This window comes from Haliea alexandrii, assembly GCF_003719295.1.
GTDB lineage: Bacteria > Pseudomonadota > Gammaproteobacteria > Pseudomonadales > Halieaceae > Haliea > Haliea alexandrii.
This window is the reverse complement of the sequence record NZ_RFLW01000001.1, coordinates 1,235,280-1,255,858: the sequence shown is the minus strand read 5'-3', so window position 1 is coordinate 1,255,858 and position 20,579 is coordinate 1,235,280. Positions and strand designations below refer to the sequence as shown.

Sequence of the window (20,579 nt, the reverse complement as noted above, 5' to 3'; positions counted from 1 at the left end):
GTCATTATACGGTCCCACTCACGCTGCTAGCCAGCCGCGCTGCGGGCGCTGCAAAGTCTTCCGGACTACGCATGCGTGATGCCACAGCGGCGTCCGCCACTAACCGGTTTTTTCCACAGGTTTCAGAAGACAGATACCCGTAGAACACCTAAGCTTTGTGTTGAGCGAATTGCAAACGAGGCGCGAGTCGTTGAAAGCAGCAGCTATTGCAGTGATTGTTCTGTGTTTCGCCGCCATCAGCGGATGTGGCGGGGGCGGCGGTTCTGGCGCCGACCCGGCGCCGGACGCACCGCCCGTTACCCCCGCCCCCATTGAGCCGGAGCCGGAGCCTCTTCCGGGAGAAGAGCCCCTGCGCGGGATTGACGCAGCCGCCAGGCTGGCATCGCGGGCCACCTTCGGTATGCCGTGGGACGATATCCGCGCTATCGATGAGGCGAGCGAAAGTGGCTGGCTGGACGCGCAGCTCGGCGCCAATGCGAGCTCTCACGATGCGGTAGTCAACGAATTGATGGCGCGCGCGGCACGCGGTGAATTAGCCGCGCTGGACCCGGACCCAACCCGTCTGGAAGGGCTTTTCAGCCGCATGGCGTGGTGGCACACAACACTTACCGCGCCGGACCAGCTGCGTCAGCGTGTGGCGTTCGCCCTCAGCGAAATCTTTGTGGTATCTGACAACGTCGACCTGCTTTACCAGTCGCCTTACGCGCTGAGCAACTACTACGATACGCTGCTGCAACACGCCTTTGGCAACTTCCGCGACCTGCTGCTGGCCGTTACGCTGCATCCGGCCATGGGGGTGTACCTCAGCCACCTGCAGAACGCCGCGGCCGACCCTGCGGCCAACACCTTCCCGGATGAAAACTACGCCAGGGAGGTTATGCAGTTGTTCAGCATTGGTCTGTTCGAGCTCAACCCCGACGGCAGCGAAAAACGCGACGACGACGGCAAGCCGATCCCGACCTATGACAACGACGACATCAGGGAATTCGCCAAGGTCTTTACCGGCCTGTCCTGGGGGGGCAACAACACCGTGTTCCGGGCACGACAGCCCCTGTTCCGCGAGCCCATGCGCATGTTCGAAGCGTTCCACGACAACGGAGAAAAACGCCTGCTGCGCGGCACGATCCTGCCTGCAGGGCAAACCGGCATGCAGGATATCGAGGACGCGGTGGACAACCTGTTCCAGCACCCGAATGTGGGGCCGTTCATCGGGCGCCAGCTCATTCAGCGCCTGGTCAGCTCTAACCCCTCCCCCGAGTACGTGGCCCGTGTTGCGGCCGCGTTCAACGGTGACGGCGGCGAGCCGCGTGGGGATATGCGCGCCACCATAAAGGCGGTGTTGCTGGACCCGGAAGCGCGGGCCGAACCGGACCCGGCGCAATCGCGTGGCAAGTTGCGAGAACCGCTGCTGCGACTGATTGCCACCTTGCGCCAACTCAACACCAGCAGCCCGGATGGTTTCTACGCCAATGCGGGCTTTTACGTGCAGGAGCAAATCCAGCAGCACCCGCTATCCTCGCCCAGCGTATTCAATTTTTTCCTCCCGGCTTTCGCCCCGGTGGGCGAGATCGCCGATAACGGCTTAGTGGCACCTGAATTCCAGATTACCAACAGCAGCTCCATCGTCGCCATATCCAACCTCCTGCAAGGCGCGATTCTGGGTGACTTCCTCAACGACCTGCGGGAACCACCGTTCAGTGCCGCCACATTCGACCTGAGCGAATATGTGGCGCTGGCAGACGACGTGCCCGCCCTGCTGAATCGACTGGATACCGTCTTTACCTACGGTACGTTGAGCGAGGAGACCCGGGCAAGCCTGACCTCCACGGCGCAGCAGCTGGACGACCTGGAGCTGCGCACCCGCGTGGTACTGTACCTGCTGTTGATATCTCCCGATTACGCGGTGGAGTTGTAATATGCTGACGCGAAGAGGACTTTTACAGCGCGGCCTGCTGCTGGGCGGTGCGGCCACCGGCGCGGGCAGCCTGCTACAACTCGGGCTGGTGCGGCGCGCCGCCGCCCAGAGCGCCAGCGGCGACTACCGCGCCCTGGTGTGTGTGCTGCTGGCTGGAGGCAACGACTCCTTCAATATGCTGGTGCCCTGGGACAGCGACAGTTATGCAGGCTACGCCAGCATGCGCTCGGACCTCGCCCTGCCGCGCAGTGCGCTGCGACCGCTTGCCGGCAGCGACAGCGCCGGGCGCGCCTATGCGGTGCACCCCGGCATGCCCGGCTTGCAGCGCCTGTTCAATGAGAGTGATGCCGCGCTGCTGAACAACGTCGGAGCCTTGGTCGCACCACTGGATAGCGCTGCCATCGCGGCCGGCAACTGGCCAGTACCGCTCGGGCTGTTCTCGCATGCCGACCAGATCCAGCAGTGGCAAACCGCTGTCTCCGATGCGCGCATCGCACAGGGTTGGGGCGGGCGCATTGCCGATCTATTGCAAGCCAGTTCGCCCTACAATGGCCTCGCCATGAACATCTCGCTGTCCGGGAATAATGTTTTCCAGAGCGGCAATACCACCACCCCCTACAGCATCACCACGGATGAACAGGGCGCGAGATCACTCAATGGCTACACCGACGACTCACCGGGTGGCAATTTCACCCGCGCGGTCGTGGACGACCTGCTCGCCAGCAAGCAACAACAACTGCTACGCCGCGAATATGGCGACCGGTTTACCGAGGCGCTCGCCACGCAGCAGGCCGTGTCCGGTGCGCTGGCGATGGCGCAGCCACTCAGCACGCCATTCGGCGCCGACCCCTTTGGACAGGCGATGCGCCAGATCGCGCGCATGATCAGCGTGCGCGATCAACTGGGCGCCTCGCGGCAGACGTTCTTTGTCACCGTGGGAGGCTGGGACCACCACGATGGCCTGCTGGAAAACCAGGCCTCGATGCTGCCGATGATCGATTCCGGGCTGCTGGCATTCCGCGATGCACTGGGGGAGCTGGGCGCGCTGCCCATGGTGACCACATTCACCACCTCGGACTTTGCACGCACCCTCACCTCCAACGGCAAGGGGTCGGACCACGGCTGGGGCGGGCAACATATCGTGATGGGCGGCGCTGTGAATGGCGGCAGATACTACGGCGAGTACCCGGACATACACCCCGACAACCCACTGGATGTGGGGCGAGGTGTGTACGTACCCACCACCGCGACCGACCTGTATTTTGCGGAGCTGGCGCGCTGGTTCGGTGTCAGTGACAGCGACCTGAGTACGGTACTGCCCAACCTGGAACGGTTCTATTCGATCGGCTCAGGTGCGCCGCTGGGTTTCATGCTGGACGGGTGAAGCACTATACCTCACAACGAGAAAGGCCCCGCAATGCGGGGCCTTTCCGAGCGAGCTGAATACCGCGTTCTAGCGACGCTGCTTCAGACGGCGCGCGCCCACCAGGCCGAACAGGCCCAATGCGAAGATAGCGAGTGTGCCGGGGGCGGGTACGGGGTTTGCCACTGGAGCGGCCTGCACGGTCAACGACTGAGAAAAACCGCTAGAGAAGGCAACATCGTAAATACCCGCATCGCCGAACAGCTCGTCAAACATGACCTCCCCCGACAAGGTCCATGAGGCTGAGTCAAGCTGTAATGTGCACAGCTCAAAGAAACCAAAGTCGTTGCACTGGTCATTTTCCACAACCGAGGTAGGCAGCCCGCTAGCCGCACTGCCTATAACCTGAGGACCAATTGCCAGTTCCACATTTTGTGCGTCGGCGTAGGCACTGCTGCCAGCAAAGCGTGAGTAATCAAGATCAATGGCGAGGGCGTACGTCTGGCCCATCGTGATGACCGTGCTGCTATCGGTCCAAGCGCTGCCGTCCAGTGATGCACCGATCACCGTGTAGGTGCCAGTGAGATCCTGGTCTGGCGCTGACGCGTTGACGAAGCCAGCCGCGACACTACCGAGAAGGCCAAGTGCAAAATGGGAAATCTTCATGAAACACCCTTACATATAGAATTGGACAATGATGCAAGACACAAAGCACACATCGTGCCAACTTACCGGCACGGAATCGAGCGCGTGTACCCAAGATCTATCAAGCACTGCCGACGCTACAGACGATAAGGATTTTTCCCATATAAAACAGTTTGTTACGGAATCGACAGCGACACCAAACGGTCAGCTGGAAAAATAGCCGGGATGTCGGAAAACAGGTAAAACCTGTCGCAGAAAGAGCGAGCAATTCTCTAACAACTGAACCACTGTAAAAAAAACCGACATTGTCGGCAGCGCCAAACGACCAACCACAAATGAGTGACAAGCTCTTGATGCGCGTCTAAACTCTGTTGCTGGACGCAAACAATAATCTTAACAACGCCGGCGGCAGGACCCGCGCGCCGACCGGCATACCGCTACAGGGGCCCTCCATGTCAGATACCATCGCCATCGCCGGAGGCAGCGGCGGCCTGGGTGCCGCCATGTGCCGCCACCTGGGTTCGCAAGGTTTACACATTGTGGTTGGGTTTCACAGCCGCAGAGCCGCCGCCGAGTCTGTCGCCCACGATATCGTCGCCGCCGGCGGCAGCGCGGTGGTCTGCGCCGTCGATCTCTGCGACGCTAAACAGGTCGCGGAATTTCTCGCGCAATCCCACTCAGGTAAGCACCGATTGATCGGCGTGATCAACGCTACTGGCCCCGCCATCCCCTTACGCCCCCTCAGCGAAATCAGCGGCGACACGTTCAGCGCCATCATGCGCACGGATGTGGAAGGCGCATTCAATCTGCTCACCCAGGCGGGCACGCTGTTTGCCGCCGCCGGCGGTGGCAGCGTGGTGCAATTGCTGACAACCGCGGTGCTGCGCACGCTGGAAAACGACGCCATGTCCGGCATTCCCAAAACCGCCATCAGTGGCATCGTACGCCAGCTGGCCAGGGAGCTGGGGCCGCAGAACGTGCGCTTCAACGGCATTGCACCCGGCGTGATCGACGCCGGCATCGTGCACAGCTCCTTTACCGCAGACCCGGTCGCCGAGGGGGTTATCAAGGACTGCCTGGCAAAAACCCCCATGCCCCGGCTAGGCAAACCGGAGGAAGTGTCGGCGCTCGCGGCATTCCTGCTCAGTGACGCCGCGGGCTACATCAACGGTCAGATTATCGGTATAGACGGAGGCTACAGCGCATGAGCAGCGGCAAAAACAGGGGACTGACTGCTCACTGGAAAATGGCGGCAAACCTGCTCGCCATGGCAGGCATGCTCAGTGTCGGCACCAGTGTGGCAGAAGAAGCCGGAAGCGCGGAACTGTCCACACTGGCCGCCACCGGCGAAACACTCTACGCAGAACATTGCGCCACCTGCCACGGCCTGACCCTGCGCGGATCAGCCCACGGCAATACGCTGAAGGGGCCGGGGTTTATGAAGCAGTGGGCCGAACGTGAAGCCATGACACTGCTGGCGTTCAACCGCGCCAATATGCCGCCTGGAGGCACGGGGGCACTGGAAGATGCGCAACACGCGGCCATCACCGCCTACCTGATCGACGTCAACCGAGACCCCGGCGCGGAGGACCAACTGTTCACCAGTGCCGAAGCCCTCCTGGGCGCCGCCGACGGCAGCACGGAAGTCTCCTGGGTGGCGTTCGACGGGGCGGGCTCTATCGACGCCGATGCGCGCACCCGCGGCGGATTCCAGAACCGTACCGTCGCCGACTTCCAACCCGTGACCGCGGCACAATTGCACAATCCACCGGACGGTGATTGGCTGAGCTGGCGGCGCACCCTTGATGGCCAGGGCTACAGCCCGCTGCAGCAAATCAACCGGGATAGCGTGGCCGGCTTGAAACTGGCCTGGGTGATGACCATGAAGGATGGCAGCAACCAGCCTACACCGCTGGTCAGCAACGGCATCATGTACCTCACGCACCCCGGCAACATCATTCAGGCGATTGCCGCGGACACCGGCGAATTGATCTGGGAGTACGGCTACCGCTTTCCGGAAGCATCGCGCACCCTGGGTGGGCCCACCCGCAATATCGCCATCTACGGCGACAAGTTGTACCTGGCCACCTACGATGCCGCTATCGTCGCCATTGACGCGCGCACCGGCGCGGAAGTCTGGCGCACAGCCAAGGCCGACTTCAGCAAGGGCTACACGCACACCGCGGGGCCCATCATCGGTGATGGCGTGGTGATCAGCGGCCTCAACGGCTGCGAATGGTACAAAGAGGAAGGCTGCTTCGTTACCGGCCACGATGCCGATACGGGTGAGGAGCTGTGGCGCACGTCGACCATTGCCATGCCCGGTGAACCGGGCGGTGATACCTGGGCAGGGCTGCCAGTCGAGATGCGCGCGGGCAGTGACACCTGGATAGCCGGCTCCTACGACCCCGAACTCGAGCTGTTTTTCATCGGCACCTCCCAGGCCAAGCCCTGGGTGGCCGCGAGCCGCGGCATGAGCGCAACGGACGAAGCGCTATACACCAATTCCACCCTCGCCCTGCGCCCGCGCAGCGGCGAGCTGGTGTGGCATTTCCAGCACATCCCCGGTGAAACCATCGACATGGAAGTGGGCTTTGAACGAGTGCTCATTGATGTCAACGGCAAACCCCTCCTCTACACCATCGGCAAGGACGGCCTGCTGTGGAAGCTCGACCGTACCACCGGCAACTACGTCAGCGTTGTGGAAACGCTGCAGCAGACGATTTACGCCGAGATCGACAAGGCACGGGGACGGGTGCGCTACCGCGATGACATTGTGGCGGCCGGAGTCGGCGACACGATTGAGGCCTGCCCCGGCATCTACGGTGGCCACAACTGGCAGGCCTCCGCCTACAGCCCGGAAACGCACAACCTGATCATACCGCTGCACCAGCTGTGCTCCGATATGGTGGGCCGCGAGGTGGCGCAAGAGCCGGGGTCTGGCGGCTACGGCGCAGACTCACGCACCTATGCCATGCCCGGCAGCAACGATTTGCTCGGCCGGCTTGCGGCGTGGGACGTGCGCACCATGACCGAGAGCTGGGCCCACGAGCAGCGCGCCATGTTCCTCACCGGCGCACTGACCACCGGCGGTGGCCTGGTGTTTATCGGCGACCTGGACCGCTACTTCAATGCTTTCGATGTGGCGAACGGCAAACTCCTCTGGCAGACGCGCCTGGGAGCACCGCTGCACGGGTACCCCATCAGTTATGCGGTGGACGGCAAGCAGTACATTGCCGTGCCCACCGGCATCGGTGTATTCCGCGCCATGACGGCGGTGGTCAGCCCGGAGATCTATCAGCCGACGGGCGGGCAAGCGCTGTATGTGTTTGAGCTGCAGTAGCCTGTTTGCGTGCACCACGTGTCCTGATTGAACGGGGGCTGCCAGGTTGGTTGACAGAGACAACGGCCCGGCCTACTCTTTTGAATACAATTCAACTTTAATAATTATCACCACGAGAAAGCGTATGAATATGACCTCCACGCACAACCCCGGAATTTCTGGCGATCTGATCGTGAACCTCAAGGACGTGCCTTTCCTCGAGCTGGGAACCGGCACAAGCATCAAGCTCTTGCGCTACAGCGAAGAAACCGGCGACTGGGTTCTATGGGTGAGCATGCAGCCTGGTGCCACCTTTGCTCCTCACTGGCACCTCGGGCACGGGCAGTACTTTGTCACCAAGGGTGAGCTGCTGTATGACGTGGGCTCCGCGCCCGAGGGCACCTACGGCTACGAGCCCATTGGCTCCCGGCACAACGAGGCGCGTTGTGAAGTGCCCACCGAATACCTGTTCATGGGCCACGGTGCGGTCGCCTTCACCGATGACGCCGGCGATGTTCGCTTCATCATGAACCACGAATTCCTGCGCGACCTGAGCGAACAGAACATCAGTGCTGACATCTCCAAACAGGGTGCCTAGTCACTCCCCAACGTATTCCCGAACGAGGAAGAAGCGACCATGTCCTACGGTGCAGTCAACGAAGAACACGATCCGGCAGTGCGCGGAGCCATGCTGGCAGACACCAACCGCATTGACTGGGTGACACTGGGCGAAGGCGTGAAATTCAAGCTGCTACGCTATTGTGACGTCACCGGCGACTGGGTGCTCTACGTGCAACTGCAGCCGGGGGTAAAGTTTGCGCGCCACAAGCACATCACTCCCGCGGAGTTTTTTATCACCAAGGGCACTTTGAAGTTCGAGCGCGGCGAAGCCGGCGCCGGTGTCTACGGTTATGAGCAAATTGGCGAGATTCATGAAGAAGCCGCCGGTGAGGGAGAGGTCACCGAGTTTCTCTATATTGGCCATGGCCCGGTCTCCTACATCGACAAAGACGACAACCTGCAGTTCATCGGTGATGGCGAGTTCTTCAAGCAAGCCTGGGAAGGGAACCTGCCCCAGAATATTGTCGAGAGTTAGCGTTAAGGCGAGCCCCAAGTACGGCCAGGCGGGAGCACTGGCCGTCGGCAAAGTACTTCCGCACCCTTCGCAGCTACTCGCGCTTTGCGCCCTGCATATGCTCTATACCGGCTCGCCCACAGGCTTCATCATCCGCTGCCGGTGCACCGGACACACCGAAGCCCCCGAGATGCTGGCCTGAAACAGACGGTACCGGCACCCCTCCCTGTACAATAGTCAACGCGCCGAGGTGGGGAATTCCCAGTGGCTGCGTGCTGTCGGCGTATTCGATTTCTGCTAGGTCGCTGGTAGTCAGCGCGGTGATAGCCGCGGTGCGACCCTTGCTGTGGGCAAAATCAGCCGTCGCCACCGTAGTGCCATCCTGACGCACAAACAGTTTGAGATTACCGGCCGCATCGTAAATGGCCATCGAGAGCGCCGGGAGGTCCTGCGCTGTCGCATACCGTTCACACCCCTCAATCAGGTCGCGCGCCTGCTGCAGGGTCATGATTTCTTCACTGTAGGGCGCTTCCGCACCGGCCACGCATGGCAGAATACCGAGCACCATCGCCAGCAACCTGTTCATAGACTATCCCCAGTTCCAGTGTTTCCAACACCCGCCGCGGCCTGTCAAAAGCAGGCTATTGCGCGGTGAACCCCCCATCGACAGACAGCACGGAACCCTGACACAGCGTTGAGTCATCGGAGGCGAAGAACAGAATTGCTGACGCTACCTCGGAGGCTTGACCCAGCCGCCCAATCGGCATGGTGCCGCGCAACATCTCCTGCGCTTCGGCCTGGTCTGGCATCGACTGGGTCCACCGTTCCATCATGGGCGTTGCAATGACCCCGGGGCAGACGCAGTTGACCCGCACGCCGGTGGGGCCGAGCTCTATCGCCATGTCACGCGTGAACACCACAAGCCCCCCTTTGGCACTGCCGTATGCGGTCGAGAGCGGGAACCCGACCAGGCCATTCAAGGACGAGACATTGATCACACTGCCCGCCCCGCGCTCAACCATCTTCGGCACAATGTATTTGCAGAACAACCAGGGCCCGCGCAGGTTGGTGTCGATAACGGCGGCCCACTCATCCGTGCTGGTATCCTCATAGGTCTTGCTGAGTTCAATACCCGCATTGTTAACCAGGACATCAACGTTCTCCCACCGCTCCAGGGCTGCCGTTGCAACGTCTCGAACATCGGCTTCCTGACGCGCATCACACTTCACTGCTGTGACCGCTGAGTCCAATTCAGCCGCCAGCGCCTGAGCACCGGCCAGGTTCAGGTCGGCGATGAGTACCTCGGCCCCTTCCTCGACGAAGCGCCGCACGGTCGCCTCACCGATCCCGCTCGCTCCACCGGTGACAATGCAACGCTTGCCTTCGAGTCTCATATATCTTGCTCCTTAACCGCTTCAAAAGAAGTCGTCACATGCCTCTGTGGCCAGAAGAACTGCAGACTTGTGCGCGTAAAAACCCACCGCCCTCGCTCTTTCCGATACTCTTCATCATAAAGCGCGAACCAGAGCAGCGGATTTTCATCTGGCGCAACATGCGTCGCGACATCCAACAGATAGCAACGGCCCTTCGCTGCCGTCGACGACAACAATTCAACGGTATGGTTGGTATTGATGTGTTGCGACGTGAACGGTGGAGCAAGGTCCCCGACAAACGTCTTGCGGTAGTTTTCCAGCACGGTCTCTTTTCCCGACCACGAACCGTAAGGACCGTATTCGCATAGAACATCATCGGCAAAGAACAAGGCCAGCTTATCGAAGTCCCGCTCGTCCATCGCCATGGAATAATCGATGTGCAGCTGCCGTATCGCCTCAACCTCCAGAAGCGTTCTGAGTTGCGCTATTTCCGCGTTATCCAGCGGCGTGTGCATGGGCTTCAAACTCAATATCGAGGGCCTCAAGGTTGCGCCCGAAAAAGCTGGGGGAGTACTTCAGGGGGGCGCCTGGATTTTTCAGCCGGATATTTCGCAGGCGTTTTGCAATCACCTGAAAACTGATCAGCATTTCCTGACGGGCCAGAGGCGCACCAACGCAGTGGTGCCTGCCCACACCGAAGGCCAGATGGTTGCCAGCCTTCTTGCGGTGAATATCCACCTGATCGGCATTATGGAACGCACTTGCATCGCGATTCGCAGCACCAAAACGCAGGCTCAGCACGTCGCCCTTGTGCAGCTGTACGCCGCCTACCACAGTATCTTGAGTCACCTCCCGAAACATTCCCTGCGCGGGCGACTCCAAGCGTAATACTTCCTCCACAAAGGTCGGGATCAGCTCCTCGTCTTCCTGCATGGCAGCCAGTAGCTCTGGCCGCTCGGCAAGCAGAAGCATTCCCGATGAAATGCCGGCTGTGGTTGTTTCATTGCCGGAGGCCAGCAGGTCAATGGTCACGATTGTTAACAACTCATTCATCGGAATCGCTTCGCCACCTTCGTATTCTGCGTTGGCCAGTTGCGACAGAATATCGTCCCGCGGCTCACGACGGCGAATATCGATTTGCTCCTTGAAGAAGTGCTGCATCTCAACCACCAGTTTCGCGCATTCGACCTCTCGCTCCCTGCTGATCATCATGCCGAAGGGCTCGACGATTGCGTCGGACCATCGCTTGAACAGGTCCAGGTCACTGGCGCTCACGCCGATCTGTTCCGCAATCACGATCATGGGCAGGGGGTGGGAGAACGCCCGCACAAATTCACACTCACCCTGGCTCACAAACATGTCTATAAGTCCATTGGCAGTCTCTTCGATGTAGGGAGCCATGGAACGCACCTTGGCCATGGTAAACAGTTGCGACAACAGCCCCCGCACCTTGGTGTGCCGCGGCCGATCAGACGTAGAGCATGACGCAGCGGGCACCCAGCCCTGCTCCTCGTAGACGGCCATCACCTCGCGGGGGACACCTTCACTGTTGAGTGCCATGGGCGAGACACCGCTGATGAACAGGTCAGGCTGGCGGATAATCTCGTGGCAAAGATCGAACGTTGTCACAAGATAGAATCCCGTCTCCGGCATACGATAGACAGGGGACTCCGCGCGCAGTTGCTCATACAGCGCGTAGGGACAGGCCTGTACCTCCGGCTCCATAAGATTTTGCATACGCTAGCCTCCCTCGTGTTTATTCGTCATGCAAACCGTGGACGCATGTCTAGTGATGGATCGCACGGTCCAGAGCGTCCAATACCGATTCGTGCATGGACTCCGACAGGGTTGGGTGAGGAAAAACGGTGTCCAACAGGTCGTTTTCCGTCGCCTCAAGCTGACGCGCCACGGTGAAACCCTGCACCAGTTCGGTCACCTCTGGCCCGATCAGGTGGGCGCCGAGAAGTTCACCGGTGACCTCATCAAAGAGCGTCTTCACCAATCCATTGCCCTCCCCCATGGCCAGCGCCTTCCCATTAGCCTGCAGAGGCGCGCGGCCTACACGGTAGGGGCGCCCCGCGGCTTGCACCTGCGCCTCGGTCAAACCGACGCTGGCAATTTGCGGCCGGCTGTAAATACAGGTGGGAATCCTGGTTGCCTGCAGTGGCTGGCCACGACCTATTCCGGCGATGTGCTCTACGCACTGCACACCCTCCTGACTGGCCTTGTGAGCCAACCAGGGCGGGCCCGCCACATCTCCGATGGCATAGAGCCCAACAACGCCGGTATGGCCCCAGTCGTTGGTGACGACAAAGCCGCCTTGCACCTGGACACCGAGTGCATCCAGGCCAAGGCCTTCGACATTGCCGGTCACGCCCACCGCGAGGATCGCGCGGTCCGCCGCTACATGAAGCGGGGCAGTCTCTCCGGTGGGCGCCAGCGTCGCAGATACCCCATCAGGGCCTTGATGCTCGAGCTTAAGCAGCGCGTGCCGGGTGAGAATACGGAGACCACGTTCAGTCAAAGCGGCGTGGGCGCGGGCTGCTATCTCTTCGTCGGCACCGGGCAATATCTCGCTGGCCATCTCCACCAGCGTGACCTGGCTACCGAGATCCGCGTACAGGCTGGCAAACTCCACCCCTATCGCACCGGCACCAATAACCAGCAGACGCTCCGGCACCTGCGTCGGTGTCATCGCTTCTCTGGCACCCCATATCCGTTCGCCATCCACCACCACACCCGGCAATTGCCGTGGGCGGGCACCAGTGGCCAGCAGGATATGATCGGCGTGGCAGGTTTTGGGGCCACTGCCATCTTCCACGCTCAGCAGGCACTTGCCCGCCAGGCTGGCCTCACCCTTGATATGGTCAACGTTGTGCTTGCGCAGTAACTGAGCAATCCCACCACTCAGGCGTGCTGCGACTGAGCGGCTGCGACCGACAAGCACCTCGAGATCAAGAGATGTCGGGCCAACGGTAAATCCAAAATCACCCGCGGTTCTGAGGGTGTGCGCGATCTCCGCCCCGTGCAAAAGCGCTTTCGTGGGAATACACCCCCAGTTCAGGCACACCCCGCCCAGGGATTCGCGTTCCACAAGTGCCGTGCGAAACCCTAACTGCGAAGCGCGAATGGCAGCAACGTAGCCACCCGGGCCTCCTCCCACCACCATCACGTCATAGCGTGTTTTCAATCCGGCGCTCCTCAGGCCAACATGGTGGCCGGTGTTTCCAGGAAAGCCCTGAGTGCAGCGAGAAAGCGGGCCGCGAGTGCGCCATCGATAATACGATGGTCGCAGGACAGCGTGAGCGTCATCACTGTTGCGACGGTGAGCTCACCGTGCCGGACCACAGGGCGCTCGCCTGCAGCACCCACAGCCAGTATCGCACCCTGCGGGCTATTGATGATCGCATCGAACCGGTCAACACCGAACATCCCCAGGTTGGAAATGCTGAACGTGCCGCCCTGAAACTCTTCCGGCTGCAGAGAGCCCACCTTGGCCCGTGTTGCCAAATCACGGATCTCGTTGGAAATCGCCAACACGCCTTTGTGATTCGCAGCACGTACGATTGGCGTTATCAACCCTTCGTCGAGCGCCACCGCAACAGCGATATCCGCATCGGCGTAGTGTTGTACCGTGTCGCCATCAAACTGCACGTTCACACCGGGGACGGCCGCCAGCGCACAGGCACTGGCTTTCACCAGCAGGTCGTTGAGTGACACTTTCGCTTCGCTGTATTGCTGGTTGAGCTGCTTTCTCACCGCCAGCAACGCATCCACCTCCACGTCCACCTGCACGCGAAAGTGGGGCGCTTCGCGCTTGGAGGTCTGCAGGCGCGTCGCGATTGTCCTGCGCATGCCGGATAGCGGCCGGGACTCGGCCACCGATGACGCACAGGCCGCGGTGCTCTTTGCGGCAGTGGTCTTGATGGAGGCTCGCGATGCGGCTGCTTCAACGTCGGCCTTGCTGACGCGACCGTGACGGCCGCTGCTGCGGCAGTCATGCAGATTAATGCCCAGTTCACGGGCGAGCCGTCGCGCGACGGGCGTCGCCGCCACTGCACTGTCATCCCGCGCTGGCCGCAGCTCGGGGCGCGCCGCCGAGTACGGCCTGGGCACGCTTCGCCCGCTAGACTGCAATGCCGCTTCAAGATCGCCCAGGGTGACCCGGCCGTGTCGCCCAGAGGCGACCACCTGATGTAAATTGATCCCCTGCTCGCGCGCGACCCGACGCGCCACCGGCGTTGCCGCAACGGCGCTGTCGTCCGGCCCCGCCGACAGCGCCGTTGTATTCTCGCCTGCTGACGAGGCAGCAGGACTGGCAGGTTTTTCGCTCGCTGACGCTGTCGCAGGTGCTGACTGGGGTTCCGGGGTAGCAGACTCATCTGCCATTTCCGCCGGCGCCGCCTTGCGCACCGATCCCGCAAGTAACTTCTCGATTTCGTCGTCGGATGTCTCCGCAGCCGCAATCACCACCAACACCTGACCGACGGGTACCAGCTCACCCACTGCCGACAGCAGGCGTTTCACAACGCCGCCCGCGGGTGCGGTCACGGTATTGACGATTTTGCTAGTTTCCACATCCAGCAGATCATCGCCCTCGGCAATGGTGTCGCCTTCACTGACGTGCCATTCGGCGATTTCGCCTTCGACCATCTCCATGCCCCACTTGGGCATGGTGACTGTACTGATCCCACTCATTCACTGCACTCCGCCATCATATTCCCGCGCACTATCACACAGCGCTCCGTTAACCGTCAGGGCTACTCGTCATCGACAGCCAGCTCAAAGGCAAGCAACACATTTCCCGGCATGTGATGTACCAACATGTAGCCGGAATTCATTAACAGCATCCCGTCCTGTAAAACTGCGCCAGCGCCACCGGCCATCGCGCCACCATGAGCAACGCCTCCCCCGGGTGTTTGGTAGTCACGCACCGTATCGTGCTGCCAGAGCAACTTGCCATCGCGCAGATCATGGATACGTATGTGACCATCCAGACTGCCGGTGATAACCAGCTCATCGGTCACCGTCGCTGGTGCGCTGTGTCCGGGTTTGCACAGGGGCCTTCCGTCACAGACGTCTTGCGCTGGCCACGACCACAGAGGCTCGCCGCTGGCGACATCCAGTGCGTAAACACCCGGTCGCTGCTCGCCATTCCAGCGACTGCCAGTCGCCGACGCGCTCAACTGCACGTCCTCATCATTGATTGGCACAACCAGCGTGCCTTGCGTGGCTGCCATGCCGAAATGCACCCCGCCCAGCATGCCACCGCGACCGAGCTTGCGCTGCCAGACAACGTCGCCATGATCAGGCTGCAGCGCCCAGACGTGACCCGACTTCTGACCCGCTAGCAGATAATCTTTGCCATCGTTGCCGCGTGTCAAAATGATGGCAGCGCCAATATCCATGTCGGAATCATCGCCGGCCTCTTCGGGGCAGTTGGTCCTGTCTGCGAGCTCACACGCTGTATTCCAGGCATCCCGCCGGGTCTGAAAAGCCCAACGCAGAGCGCCCGTTTTCAGCTCAAAAGCCAATACCGCATCGCTGGTGGCAGATGTCGGTGACGAGTAGTTCTGCCCGGTGCCCACGTAAAGCACGCCACGTTCCGGGTCAATCGTCGGTGTATTCCAAATACCTGCGCCCGACGGAGCATAGCGCGCAACACCTTTTCCGTTTTCTCCAACGCGCTGTGGCATCTCGGCAATGCTGTAGGTTTTCCAGCGAGGCTCGCCGCTGCGCCAGTCGTAAGCCGCAACTGCACCCCTGAACGTACAGCAGGGGTACGTGCCGCGTGCAGCACTCGCCACCTCCAGAGAGGTAACCGGCACGTATACGGAGTTGCCGTGCAGTGCAGGGGTACCCGTTATCGTGGCGGCGGGATGCTCGTCCACTTTCCTGTCCCACCGCAGCTCACCGTTTTCAGCGTCAATCGCGTACGCGTAGCCCAGATAGTCTCCGAACAATAACAGCGACCCGGTGCCCTGCTCAGTGGCCATGATGATGCCGGTTCGTACTTCGCTACGTGCGAAAAAGCGCCAGTGGATACAGCCAGTCTCCCGGTTCAGCGCATAAACCGTCCCGTCCTGACTGCCGACAAAAATGCGCTCGCCTGCGATCAGGGGTTGCGAGCGCGCACGCACCGCGTCAGGAAAGCCGAACGCCCATTTCAGCCGCAGCTGCCCGACATTGCCGCGCTTGAGTCTGGACAACTCGGCCGTGTAGGCCCGCGTGTTGGCGTGCGTTACACCCCAGCCAACAGTACTTGTGTCGGCCTGGACCGACGACTTCCGGGCCGAATGGCACCAGAGCAGGGGCGCTTCAACGTCTCCTGCTGCAGGCTCTTTACCACTGACAAACGCAACCAGCTGATTTTTCTCGACGGCGGACAGATGCGCAGCCATCGGCTGCATAACACCTTGATCAAGCACACGCGCGAGTGCTGCTGGCGCCATATAGCCCATCATCTCCAGCCCCGGGGCCTTGGGCACGCTACCGGTATGGCAGCTGGCACAATGCTCCGAGAAAAGCGCGCGACCCGGGTGGTTGGACGCAGTAGCCTCTCGCTCCAGCGGCGAAGCAGTCAGGAAGCGCCCCGGCAACACCGCCAGCAACAAGGTCAACAAAACACAGCGAAACACCATTTACTCCACCCTTAAAGCGACTGCGCACATGCGCAGGCAGCGCGCTAGCGCCGATACGCGATTACCTCACGTATGGCACTTTCAATATCGTCTTCACCGGGAATATAGAGATCTTCCAGCACCGGACTGAACGGTGCCGGCGTGTGCGGCGCGGTAACGGTCATTATCGGGGCTTGCAGGGCGCCGAAAGCCTTGCGCGCCACGATACTGGAGATATCTGCAGCAACACTGCAGCGCTCCCAGGCTTCGTCAACAACAACGAGCCGCCCCGTCATCTCGACACTCTCCAGAATGGCCTCTTCGTCCAGCGGAGAGGTTGTTCGCGGGTCAATGACCTCGACCGAAATCCCTTCCTCGCGCAGCCGGTCCGCCACAGCAACGGCCTTTGCCACCATAGCCGAAAAGGCCACAACCGTGACGTCGGTACCCTCCCTGACAAATGACGCCTCACCGAACGGAATCAGGTATTCTTCATCCGGCACCTCGCAGGCATTCTCGAACTGCAGCTTGTGCAGCAGAAAGATGACCGGGTCATCGTCGCGGATGGCCGTTAAAAGCAGTCCCTTGGTGTCGTAGGCGTTTTCGGGCATCACAACCTTCAAGCCCGGCACCGCCGTCACTTGGGGATGCAGGCTCTGCGAATGCTGTGCACCACAGCGAAGCCCCGCGCCCACCAGCGAGAGAATGACCAACGGGGTATCCGACTTGCCGCCAAACATGTAGCGGAACTTCGCCATCTGGTTGTAGATCTGGTCAAAACACACGCCGAGGAAGTCGAAGAACTGGAGGTCCGCTATCGGGCGCAACCCGGTCATTGCCGCACCCGCTGCCGCGCCGATATAGGCCGCTTCGGAAATAGGCGTATCGATGATGCGCCCACGTCCAAACTCCCCGACCAATCCCTTGTAAAAACCGAACGCGCCGCCAAAGGCATCGTCTTCACCGCTACACCCCGCGCCTCCCGCTACATCCTCACCCATGAGAATGACAGTGGGATCCCGTCGCATCTCGGACTGAACCGTGTCGTGAATTACTTCTCGTATCGTCTTCTTAGGCATGAAACAGTACTCAGTAGGTTTTGTAGACGTCGGTGAAGAGCTCTTCGGGGCCCGGATAAGGCGCTGCAAGGGCTTCTTCGACAGCCTCCTCTATAAGGCTTTCCACCTGTGCATCGATATCCTGCAGCGCCTTGCGCGTGACCGACTTGTCCTTGAGCACGCGGTCGACGAAGACAGGGATACAATCCATTTCGCGGCGCTGTTTTTCCACTTCACCCTTGGCGCGATACAGCTGCGGATCACCCACAAAGTGCCCGCCGAAGCGTGTGGTCATCGCCTCAATGGCCGAAGGACCATCGCCCGCGCGACCCCGCTCCACCGCCCGCTGCACCGCCTCGTACACGGCGAAAAAGTCGGTACCGTCGACCTTCTCGGCGGGCATCCCAAACGCCCCGGCCCGCCCCGATATATCACCGGAACCCACGGCGTAACTGAAGCCGGTGGCCTCGCCGTAACCGTTATTCTCGTACATGAACAGAACGGGCAACTTGAGTACCACAGCGAGGTTCATCGATTCAAAAACGGCGCCCTCGTTGGAGCCGCCGTCGCCAATGAAGGACACGGCAACGCCGCCTGTATTCCGCGTTTTCGCACTCAGCCCGGCGCCAACACAGAGCGGCGCCGATCCACCCACAATGCCGTTGGCACCCAACATACCTTTGCTGAGATCCGCGACATGCATGGAGCCGCCCTTGCCCTTGCATATGCCGGTTGCCTTGCCCATCAGCTCGGCGGCCATACCCTTCACGTCGCAGCCCTTGGCAATAGAGTGCCCGTGCCCGCGGTGTGTACTTCCAATATAATCACTGTCGGTGAGGTTCATGCAGACCGCGGTCGCAATCGCCTCCTGCGCTGAGTACAAGTGGGTGAAACCCGGCACGGTACCCTTCTCGAACTCTTGTCCCATACGGGTTTCGAAAGCGCGAATGGTGCGCATGGTTCGGTATGCGCGCAGCAGCTGTTCACGATCCAGCTTGACGCCACTGGTGGCTTTACGTCTTGTCATGGTTCAACCTGCTTACTTCCTGATGTGGGTGGGCGTCGCAGGGGCGGTGCACCTGGCGACTCAATACACTCTGCGGCTTTCTGCCATCAAACATCCCTGATGGTGAGCGCCAACACTCGACGTGCTGCCACTACTCCGCCTTGAAATGCAGCAATACGTTGCCCGGGAAGCGGCCGCCCCACAGGTAACCGGAATTGATAAGGACGCTGCCATCGACAAGGACGGGACCATCAGACTCAAGGGCCCCGCCATACCCCGGGACGCCGGAGACACTGTCGAAGGTTCGCGCCGTGTTGTACGACCAGATGACTTCGCCTGTATTGCTGTCGTGTGCTCGCAAGGTGCCGTCCAGCGCGCCCGAGAAAACAACACCGTCTGTGGCAGTGACTGCGGCCGAAAGCCCGGGATCGCATCCCGGCGCTGCACCTTCTTCACAGGCGAGGGCCACCGGAGACTCCCACAGGATTTCACCCGTCTTTACATCCAGCGCAAAGAGCCCGGGCTTGCGCTCGCCCTTGAAGCGGTCGTTGATGTCGGTGTCTGCGATTGGCGCATAGAGCACGTCGCGCCGCGGATCGATCGCCATACCCCAATGGACGCCACCGTAGAATCCTCCTCGCCCGACAGCCGTCTTCCACAGCAACTTGCCATCAGCGTCTGGGTCCAGAGCGAACACATCACCGGATTTTTGCCCTACGAGCAGACGCTCGCGTCCATCGCGATCACGATGCAGAATCGTCGATGCGCCAATATCGAAATCAGGGCCGTCCTCACTGGGACAGTTGTCGGGCTGCGCGAGATTGCAGCTCATATTCCATGCGTCACCCGCGAGGGCTTGATGCACCCAGCGCCGCTCTCCCGTCACCAGATCAAAGGCAACCACAGCATCGCTGGCCTCGTGCGCGGGAGAGCTGTAGGCCTCGCCGGTTCCCACGTAGAGCAGGCCGCGCGCTTCGTCGATAGTGGGGGAGTTCCAGACCGGTGCACCGGAGGGTGCCAGTACGGGTGTGTCCCTGACATTCACCTTGCCGGTCGCCGAAGGCGCTTCGCCCACCACGTAATTTTTCCAGCGAATGGCGCCGGTTTGCCGGTCGAAGGCCGCCACGCCACCGCGGAATGTGCAGCATTGGTAATAGGGATCTGCCGCCGTCGCCCACTCCCTGGAAGACATGGGGACATACAGTATGTCACCGTGCAGCTTGGGGCTGCCCGTGATCGTCACATCGGGGTGGTCTTCTACATTCTTGACCCAACGCGCTTCGCCACTCACGCCGTCGAGTGCGTAGACGTTGCCATTAAAATCGCCAAAGTAGAGCGTAATGCCTCCCGCTTCACCTTCAGACTGAACCGACACTGAAGAGCGCACCTCCGCCTTGGCCTGATACACCCAATGCGTGCAACCGGACGTCAAATCAATGGCATAAACACGACCATTTTGCGTGCCCGTGTACACAACGCCCTGATGTACTGTCGGCTGGGAGCGAGCTCGCGTTGCGCCTGGAAATGCGTACGCCCATTCCAAGGTCAGCGTTTCGGCATTGGCGCGGTTGATGCCAGACACGCTCCCGGGAACGCTGCGGGGATTGGTGTCACCCATACCCCAGCTGAGCACCGACTGCGAAGATGCACGTCTGGCGATATCGCGGGAACAGAAGTTCGTGACCGCAAGTGGCTTATCACTCAAGGGGCGTCCACCGAGGAATTCGGCTATCGCGGCTTTGTCTTCCGAGCTCAAGTCCGAAGACTGCGCCTTCATCACGCCGTCATTCATGGCCGCGAGAACACTCTCGGGACTCATCACCTGCAACATCACCACGTGCGGAGCTTTGGGCGCACCGCCATCATGACAAGCGAGACAATGCGTCGCAAAAAGATCCGCTCCACTTGTAGGCGTCACTGCAGAGAAAACTGGACCGGCGAAAACCATGCACACAGCGAATACCGAAAACACTCGAACCACGTCGCGCTCTCCCTTATTTATTGTATTGGTGACGCCGAAAATGCGTTGCGTTTATTTTTTAATTTAATTCAATTTAGGCAACAAGCAAACCGCTGTCAATACTTCTTCAGGTATTTGTAGCGGCAAGACATCCTGCCTTGCAGCACCCTGTTTCTGACGCGTTTGAACACGACATCAACCGTACGGGGAGCACAAAAAAGCCACCGCGCCAGTGTTGCCAG

At 60.6% G+C, this 20,579-nt stretch carries 17 protein-coding genes; 6 read left to right on the top strand and 11 right to left on the bottom strand.

What is annotated here, in order from left to right; all coding sequences use genetic code 11:
* Positions 1 to 211 precede the first annotated feature (211 nt).
* Positions 212 to 1,915, top strand: coding sequence for a DUF1800 domain-containing protein (locus EGJ68_RS05690; RefSeq protein ID WP_233248685.1), 1,704 nt, complete (start codon positions 212 to 214; stop codon positions 1,913 to 1,915).
* A 1-nt stretch (position 1,916) separates the two neighbouring features.
* Positions 1,917 to 3,299, top strand: a complete 1,383-nt coding sequence (locus EGJ68_RS05685) for a DUF1501 domain-containing protein (protein WP_123033517.1) — start codon at positions 1,917 to 1,919, stop codon at positions 3,297 to 3,299.
* A 69-nt stretch (positions 3,300 to 3,368) separates the two neighbouring features.
* On the opposite strand, the gene EGJ68_RS05680 is transcribed toward EGJ68_RS05685, so the two are convergent.
* Positions 3,369 to 3,944, bottom strand: a complete 576-nt coding sequence (locus EGJ68_RS05680; RefSeq protein WP_123033516.1) for a PEP-CTERM sorting domain-containing protein — start codon at positions 3,942 to 3,944, stop codon at positions 3,369 to 3,371.
* A 431-nt stretch (positions 3,945 to 4,375) separates the two neighbouring features.
* Here EGJ68_RS05680 and EGJ68_RS05675 point away from each other — a divergent pair, with 431 nt between their 5' ends.
* From EGJ68_RS05675 to EGJ68_RS05660, 4 genes are all read left to right on the top strand, one after another.
* Positions 4,376 to 5,131, top strand: coding sequence for an SDR family NAD(P)-dependent oxidoreductase (locus EGJ68_RS05675; protein ID WP_123033515.1), 756 nt, complete (start codon positions 4,376 to 4,378; stop codon positions 5,129 to 5,131).
* Positions 5,128 to 7,266: an outer membrane protein assembly factor BamB family protein gene (locus EGJ68_RS05670; protein WP_123033514.1), complete on the top strand. Its 2,139-nt coding sequence runs from the start codon at positions 5,128 to 5,130 to the stop codon at positions 7,264 to 7,266. The genes EGJ68_RS05675 and EGJ68_RS05670 overlap by 4 nt, the downstream gene beginning before the upstream one ends.
* A 124-nt stretch (positions 7,267 to 7,390) precedes the next feature.
* Positions 7,391 to 7,843, top strand: coding sequence for a cupin domain-containing protein (locus tag EGJ68_RS05665; RefSeq protein ID WP_233248684.1), 453 nt, complete (start codon positions 7,391 to 7,393; stop codon positions 7,841 to 7,843).
* A gap of 39 nt (positions 7,844 to 7,882) precedes the next feature.
* Complete coding sequence (locus EGJ68_RS05660; protein WP_123033513.1) at positions 7,883 to 8,341, top strand: cupin domain-containing protein; 459 nt, start codon at positions 7,883 to 7,885, stop codon at positions 8,339 to 8,341.
* A gap of 73 nt (positions 8,342 to 8,414) precedes the next feature.
* Here EGJ68_RS05660 and EGJ68_RS05655 read toward each other — a convergent pair whose 3' ends face one another.
* From EGJ68_RS05655 to EGJ68_RS05610, 10 genes are all read right to left on the bottom strand, one after another.
* Positions 8,415 to 8,906, bottom strand: coding sequence for a GlcG/HbpS family heme-binding protein (locus EGJ68_RS05655; RefSeq protein WP_123033512.1), 492 nt, complete (start codon positions 8,904 to 8,906; stop codon positions 8,415 to 8,417).
* Positions 8,907 to 8,961: 55 nt separating this feature from the next.
* The gene (locus EGJ68_RS05650; protein WP_123033511.1) at positions 8,962 to 9,714 is read right to left on the bottom strand and encodes an SDR family NAD(P)-dependent oxidoreductase; all 753 of its coding nucleotides are present in this window, start codon (positions 9,712 to 9,714) and stop codon (positions 8,962 to 8,964) included.
* Positions 9,711 to 10,208, bottom strand: coding sequence for a nuclear transport factor 2 family protein (locus EGJ68_RS05645; RefSeq protein WP_123033510.1), 498 nt, complete (start codon positions 10,206 to 10,208; stop codon positions 9,711 to 9,713). The genes EGJ68_RS05650 and EGJ68_RS05645 overlap by 4 nt, the downstream gene beginning before the upstream one ends.
* Positions 10,189 to 11,430, bottom strand: coding sequence for a cytochrome P450 (locus tag EGJ68_RS05640; protein WP_123033509.1), 1,242 nt, complete (start codon positions 11,428 to 11,430; stop codon positions 10,189 to 10,191). Before EGJ68_RS05640 ends, EGJ68_RS05645 begins: the two co-directional genes overlap by 20 nt.
* A gap of 49 nt (positions 11,431 to 11,479) precedes the next feature.
* Positions 11,480 to 12,883: a dihydrolipoyl dehydrogenase gene (gene lpdA / locus EGJ68_RS05635; protein WP_123033508.1), complete on the bottom strand. Its 1,404-nt coding sequence runs from the start codon at positions 12,881 to 12,883 to the stop codon at positions 11,480 to 11,482.
* An 11-nt stretch (positions 12,884 to 12,894) separates the two neighbouring features.
* Positions 12,895 to 14,391 (bottom strand): 2-oxo acid dehydrogenase subunit E2, encoded by a 1,497-nt coding sequence (locus tag EGJ68_RS05630; RefSeq protein ID WP_123033507.1) that lies wholly within the window; start codon positions 14,389 to 14,391, stop codon positions 12,895 to 12,897.
* Positions 14,392 to 14,453: 62 nt separating this feature from the next.
* Positions 14,454 to 16,334: an outer membrane protein assembly factor BamB family protein gene (locus tag EGJ68_RS05625; protein ID WP_123033506.1), complete on the bottom strand. Its 1,881-nt coding sequence runs from the start codon at positions 16,332 to 16,334 to the stop codon at positions 14,454 to 14,456.
* 44 nt (positions 16,335 to 16,378) lie between these two features.
* Positions 16,379 to 17,392: an alpha-ketoacid dehydrogenase subunit beta gene (locus EGJ68_RS05620; protein ID WP_123033505.1), complete on the bottom strand. Its 1,014-nt coding sequence runs from the start codon at positions 17,390 to 17,392 to the stop codon at positions 16,379 to 16,381.
* 10 nt (positions 17,393 to 17,402) lie between these two features.
* Positions 17,403 to 18,398, bottom strand: coding sequence for a thiamine pyrophosphate-dependent dehydrogenase E1 component subunit alpha (locus tag EGJ68_RS05615; RefSeq protein ID WP_199227926.1), 996 nt, complete (start codon positions 18,396 to 18,398; stop codon positions 17,403 to 17,405).
* 130 nt (positions 18,399 to 18,528) lie between these two features.
* On the bottom strand, positions 18,529 to 20,325 hold the full coding sequence (locus EGJ68_RS05610) for an outer membrane protein assembly factor BamB family protein (RefSeq protein WP_123034063.1): 1,797 nt from the start codon (positions 20,323 to 20,325) through the stop codon (positions 18,529 to 18,531).
* Positions 20,326 to 20,579 lie beyond the last annotated feature (254 nt).

What these genes read in the sequence shown, in the direction of transcription:
- EGJ68_RS05630 (WP_123033507.1), bottom strand. Translation starts at nt 14,391, where the DNA reads ATGAGTGGGATCAGTACAGTCACCATGCCCAAGTGGGGCATGGAGATG.
- EGJ68_RS05665 (WP_233248684.1), top strand. Translation starts at nt 7,391, where the DNA reads ATGAATATGACCTCCACGCACAACCCCGGAATTTCTGGCGATCTGATC.
- EGJ68_RS05675 (WP_123033515.1), top strand. Translation starts at nt 4,376, where the DNA reads ATGTCAGATACCATCGCCATCGCCGGAGGCAGCGGCGGCCTGGGTGCC.
- EGJ68_RS05655 (WP_123033512.1), bottom strand. Translation starts at nt 8,906, where the DNA reads ATGAACAGGTTGCTGGCGATGGTGCTCGGTATTCTGCCATGCGTGGCC.
- EGJ68_RS05685 (WP_123033517.1), top strand. Translation starts at nt 1,917, where the DNA reads ATGCTGACGCGAAGAGGACTTTTACAGCGCGGCCTGCTGCTGGGCGGT.
- EGJ68_RS05645 (WP_123033510.1), bottom strand. Translation starts at nt 10,208, where the DNA reads ATGCACACGCCGCTGGATAACGCGGAAATAGCGCAACTCAGAACGCTT.
- EGJ68_RS05620 (WP_123033505.1), bottom strand. Translation starts at nt 17,392, where the DNA reads ATGCCTAAGAAGACGATACGAGAAGTAATTCACGACACGGTTCAGTCC.
- EGJ68_RS05615 (WP_199227926.1), bottom strand. Translation starts at nt 18,398, where the DNA reads ATGACAAGACGTAAAGCCACCAGTGGCGTCAAGCTGGATCGTGAACAG.
- EGJ68_RS05660 (WP_123033513.1), top strand. Translation starts at nt 7,883, where the DNA reads ATGTCCTACGGTGCAGTCAACGAAGAACACGATCCGGCAGTGCGCGGA.
- EGJ68_RS05610 (WP_123034063.1), bottom strand. Translation starts at nt 20,325, where the DNA reads ATGGTTTTCGCCGGTCCAGTTTTCTCTGCAGTGACGCCTACAAGTGGA.
- EGJ68_RS05650 (WP_123033511.1), bottom strand. Translation starts at nt 9,714, where the DNA reads ATGAGACTCGAAGGCAAGCGTTGCATTGTCACCGGTGGAGCGAGCGGG.
- EGJ68_RS05625 (WP_123033506.1), bottom strand. Translation starts at nt 16,334, where the DNA reads ATGGTGTTTCGCTGTGTTTTGTTGACCTTGTTGCTGGCGGTGTTGCCG.
- EGJ68_RS05640 (WP_123033509.1), bottom strand. Translation starts at nt 11,430, where the DNA reads ATGCAAAATCTTATGGAGCCGGAGGTACAGGCCTGTCCCTACGCGCTG.
- EGJ68_RS05670 (WP_123033514.1), top strand. Translation starts at nt 5,128, where the DNA reads ATGAGCAGCGGCAAAAACAGGGGACTGACTGCTCACTGGAAAATGGCG.
- EGJ68_RS05680 (WP_123033516.1), bottom strand. Translation starts at nt 3,944, where the DNA reads ATGAAGATTTCCCATTTTGCACTTGGCCTTCTCGGTAGTGTCGCGGCT.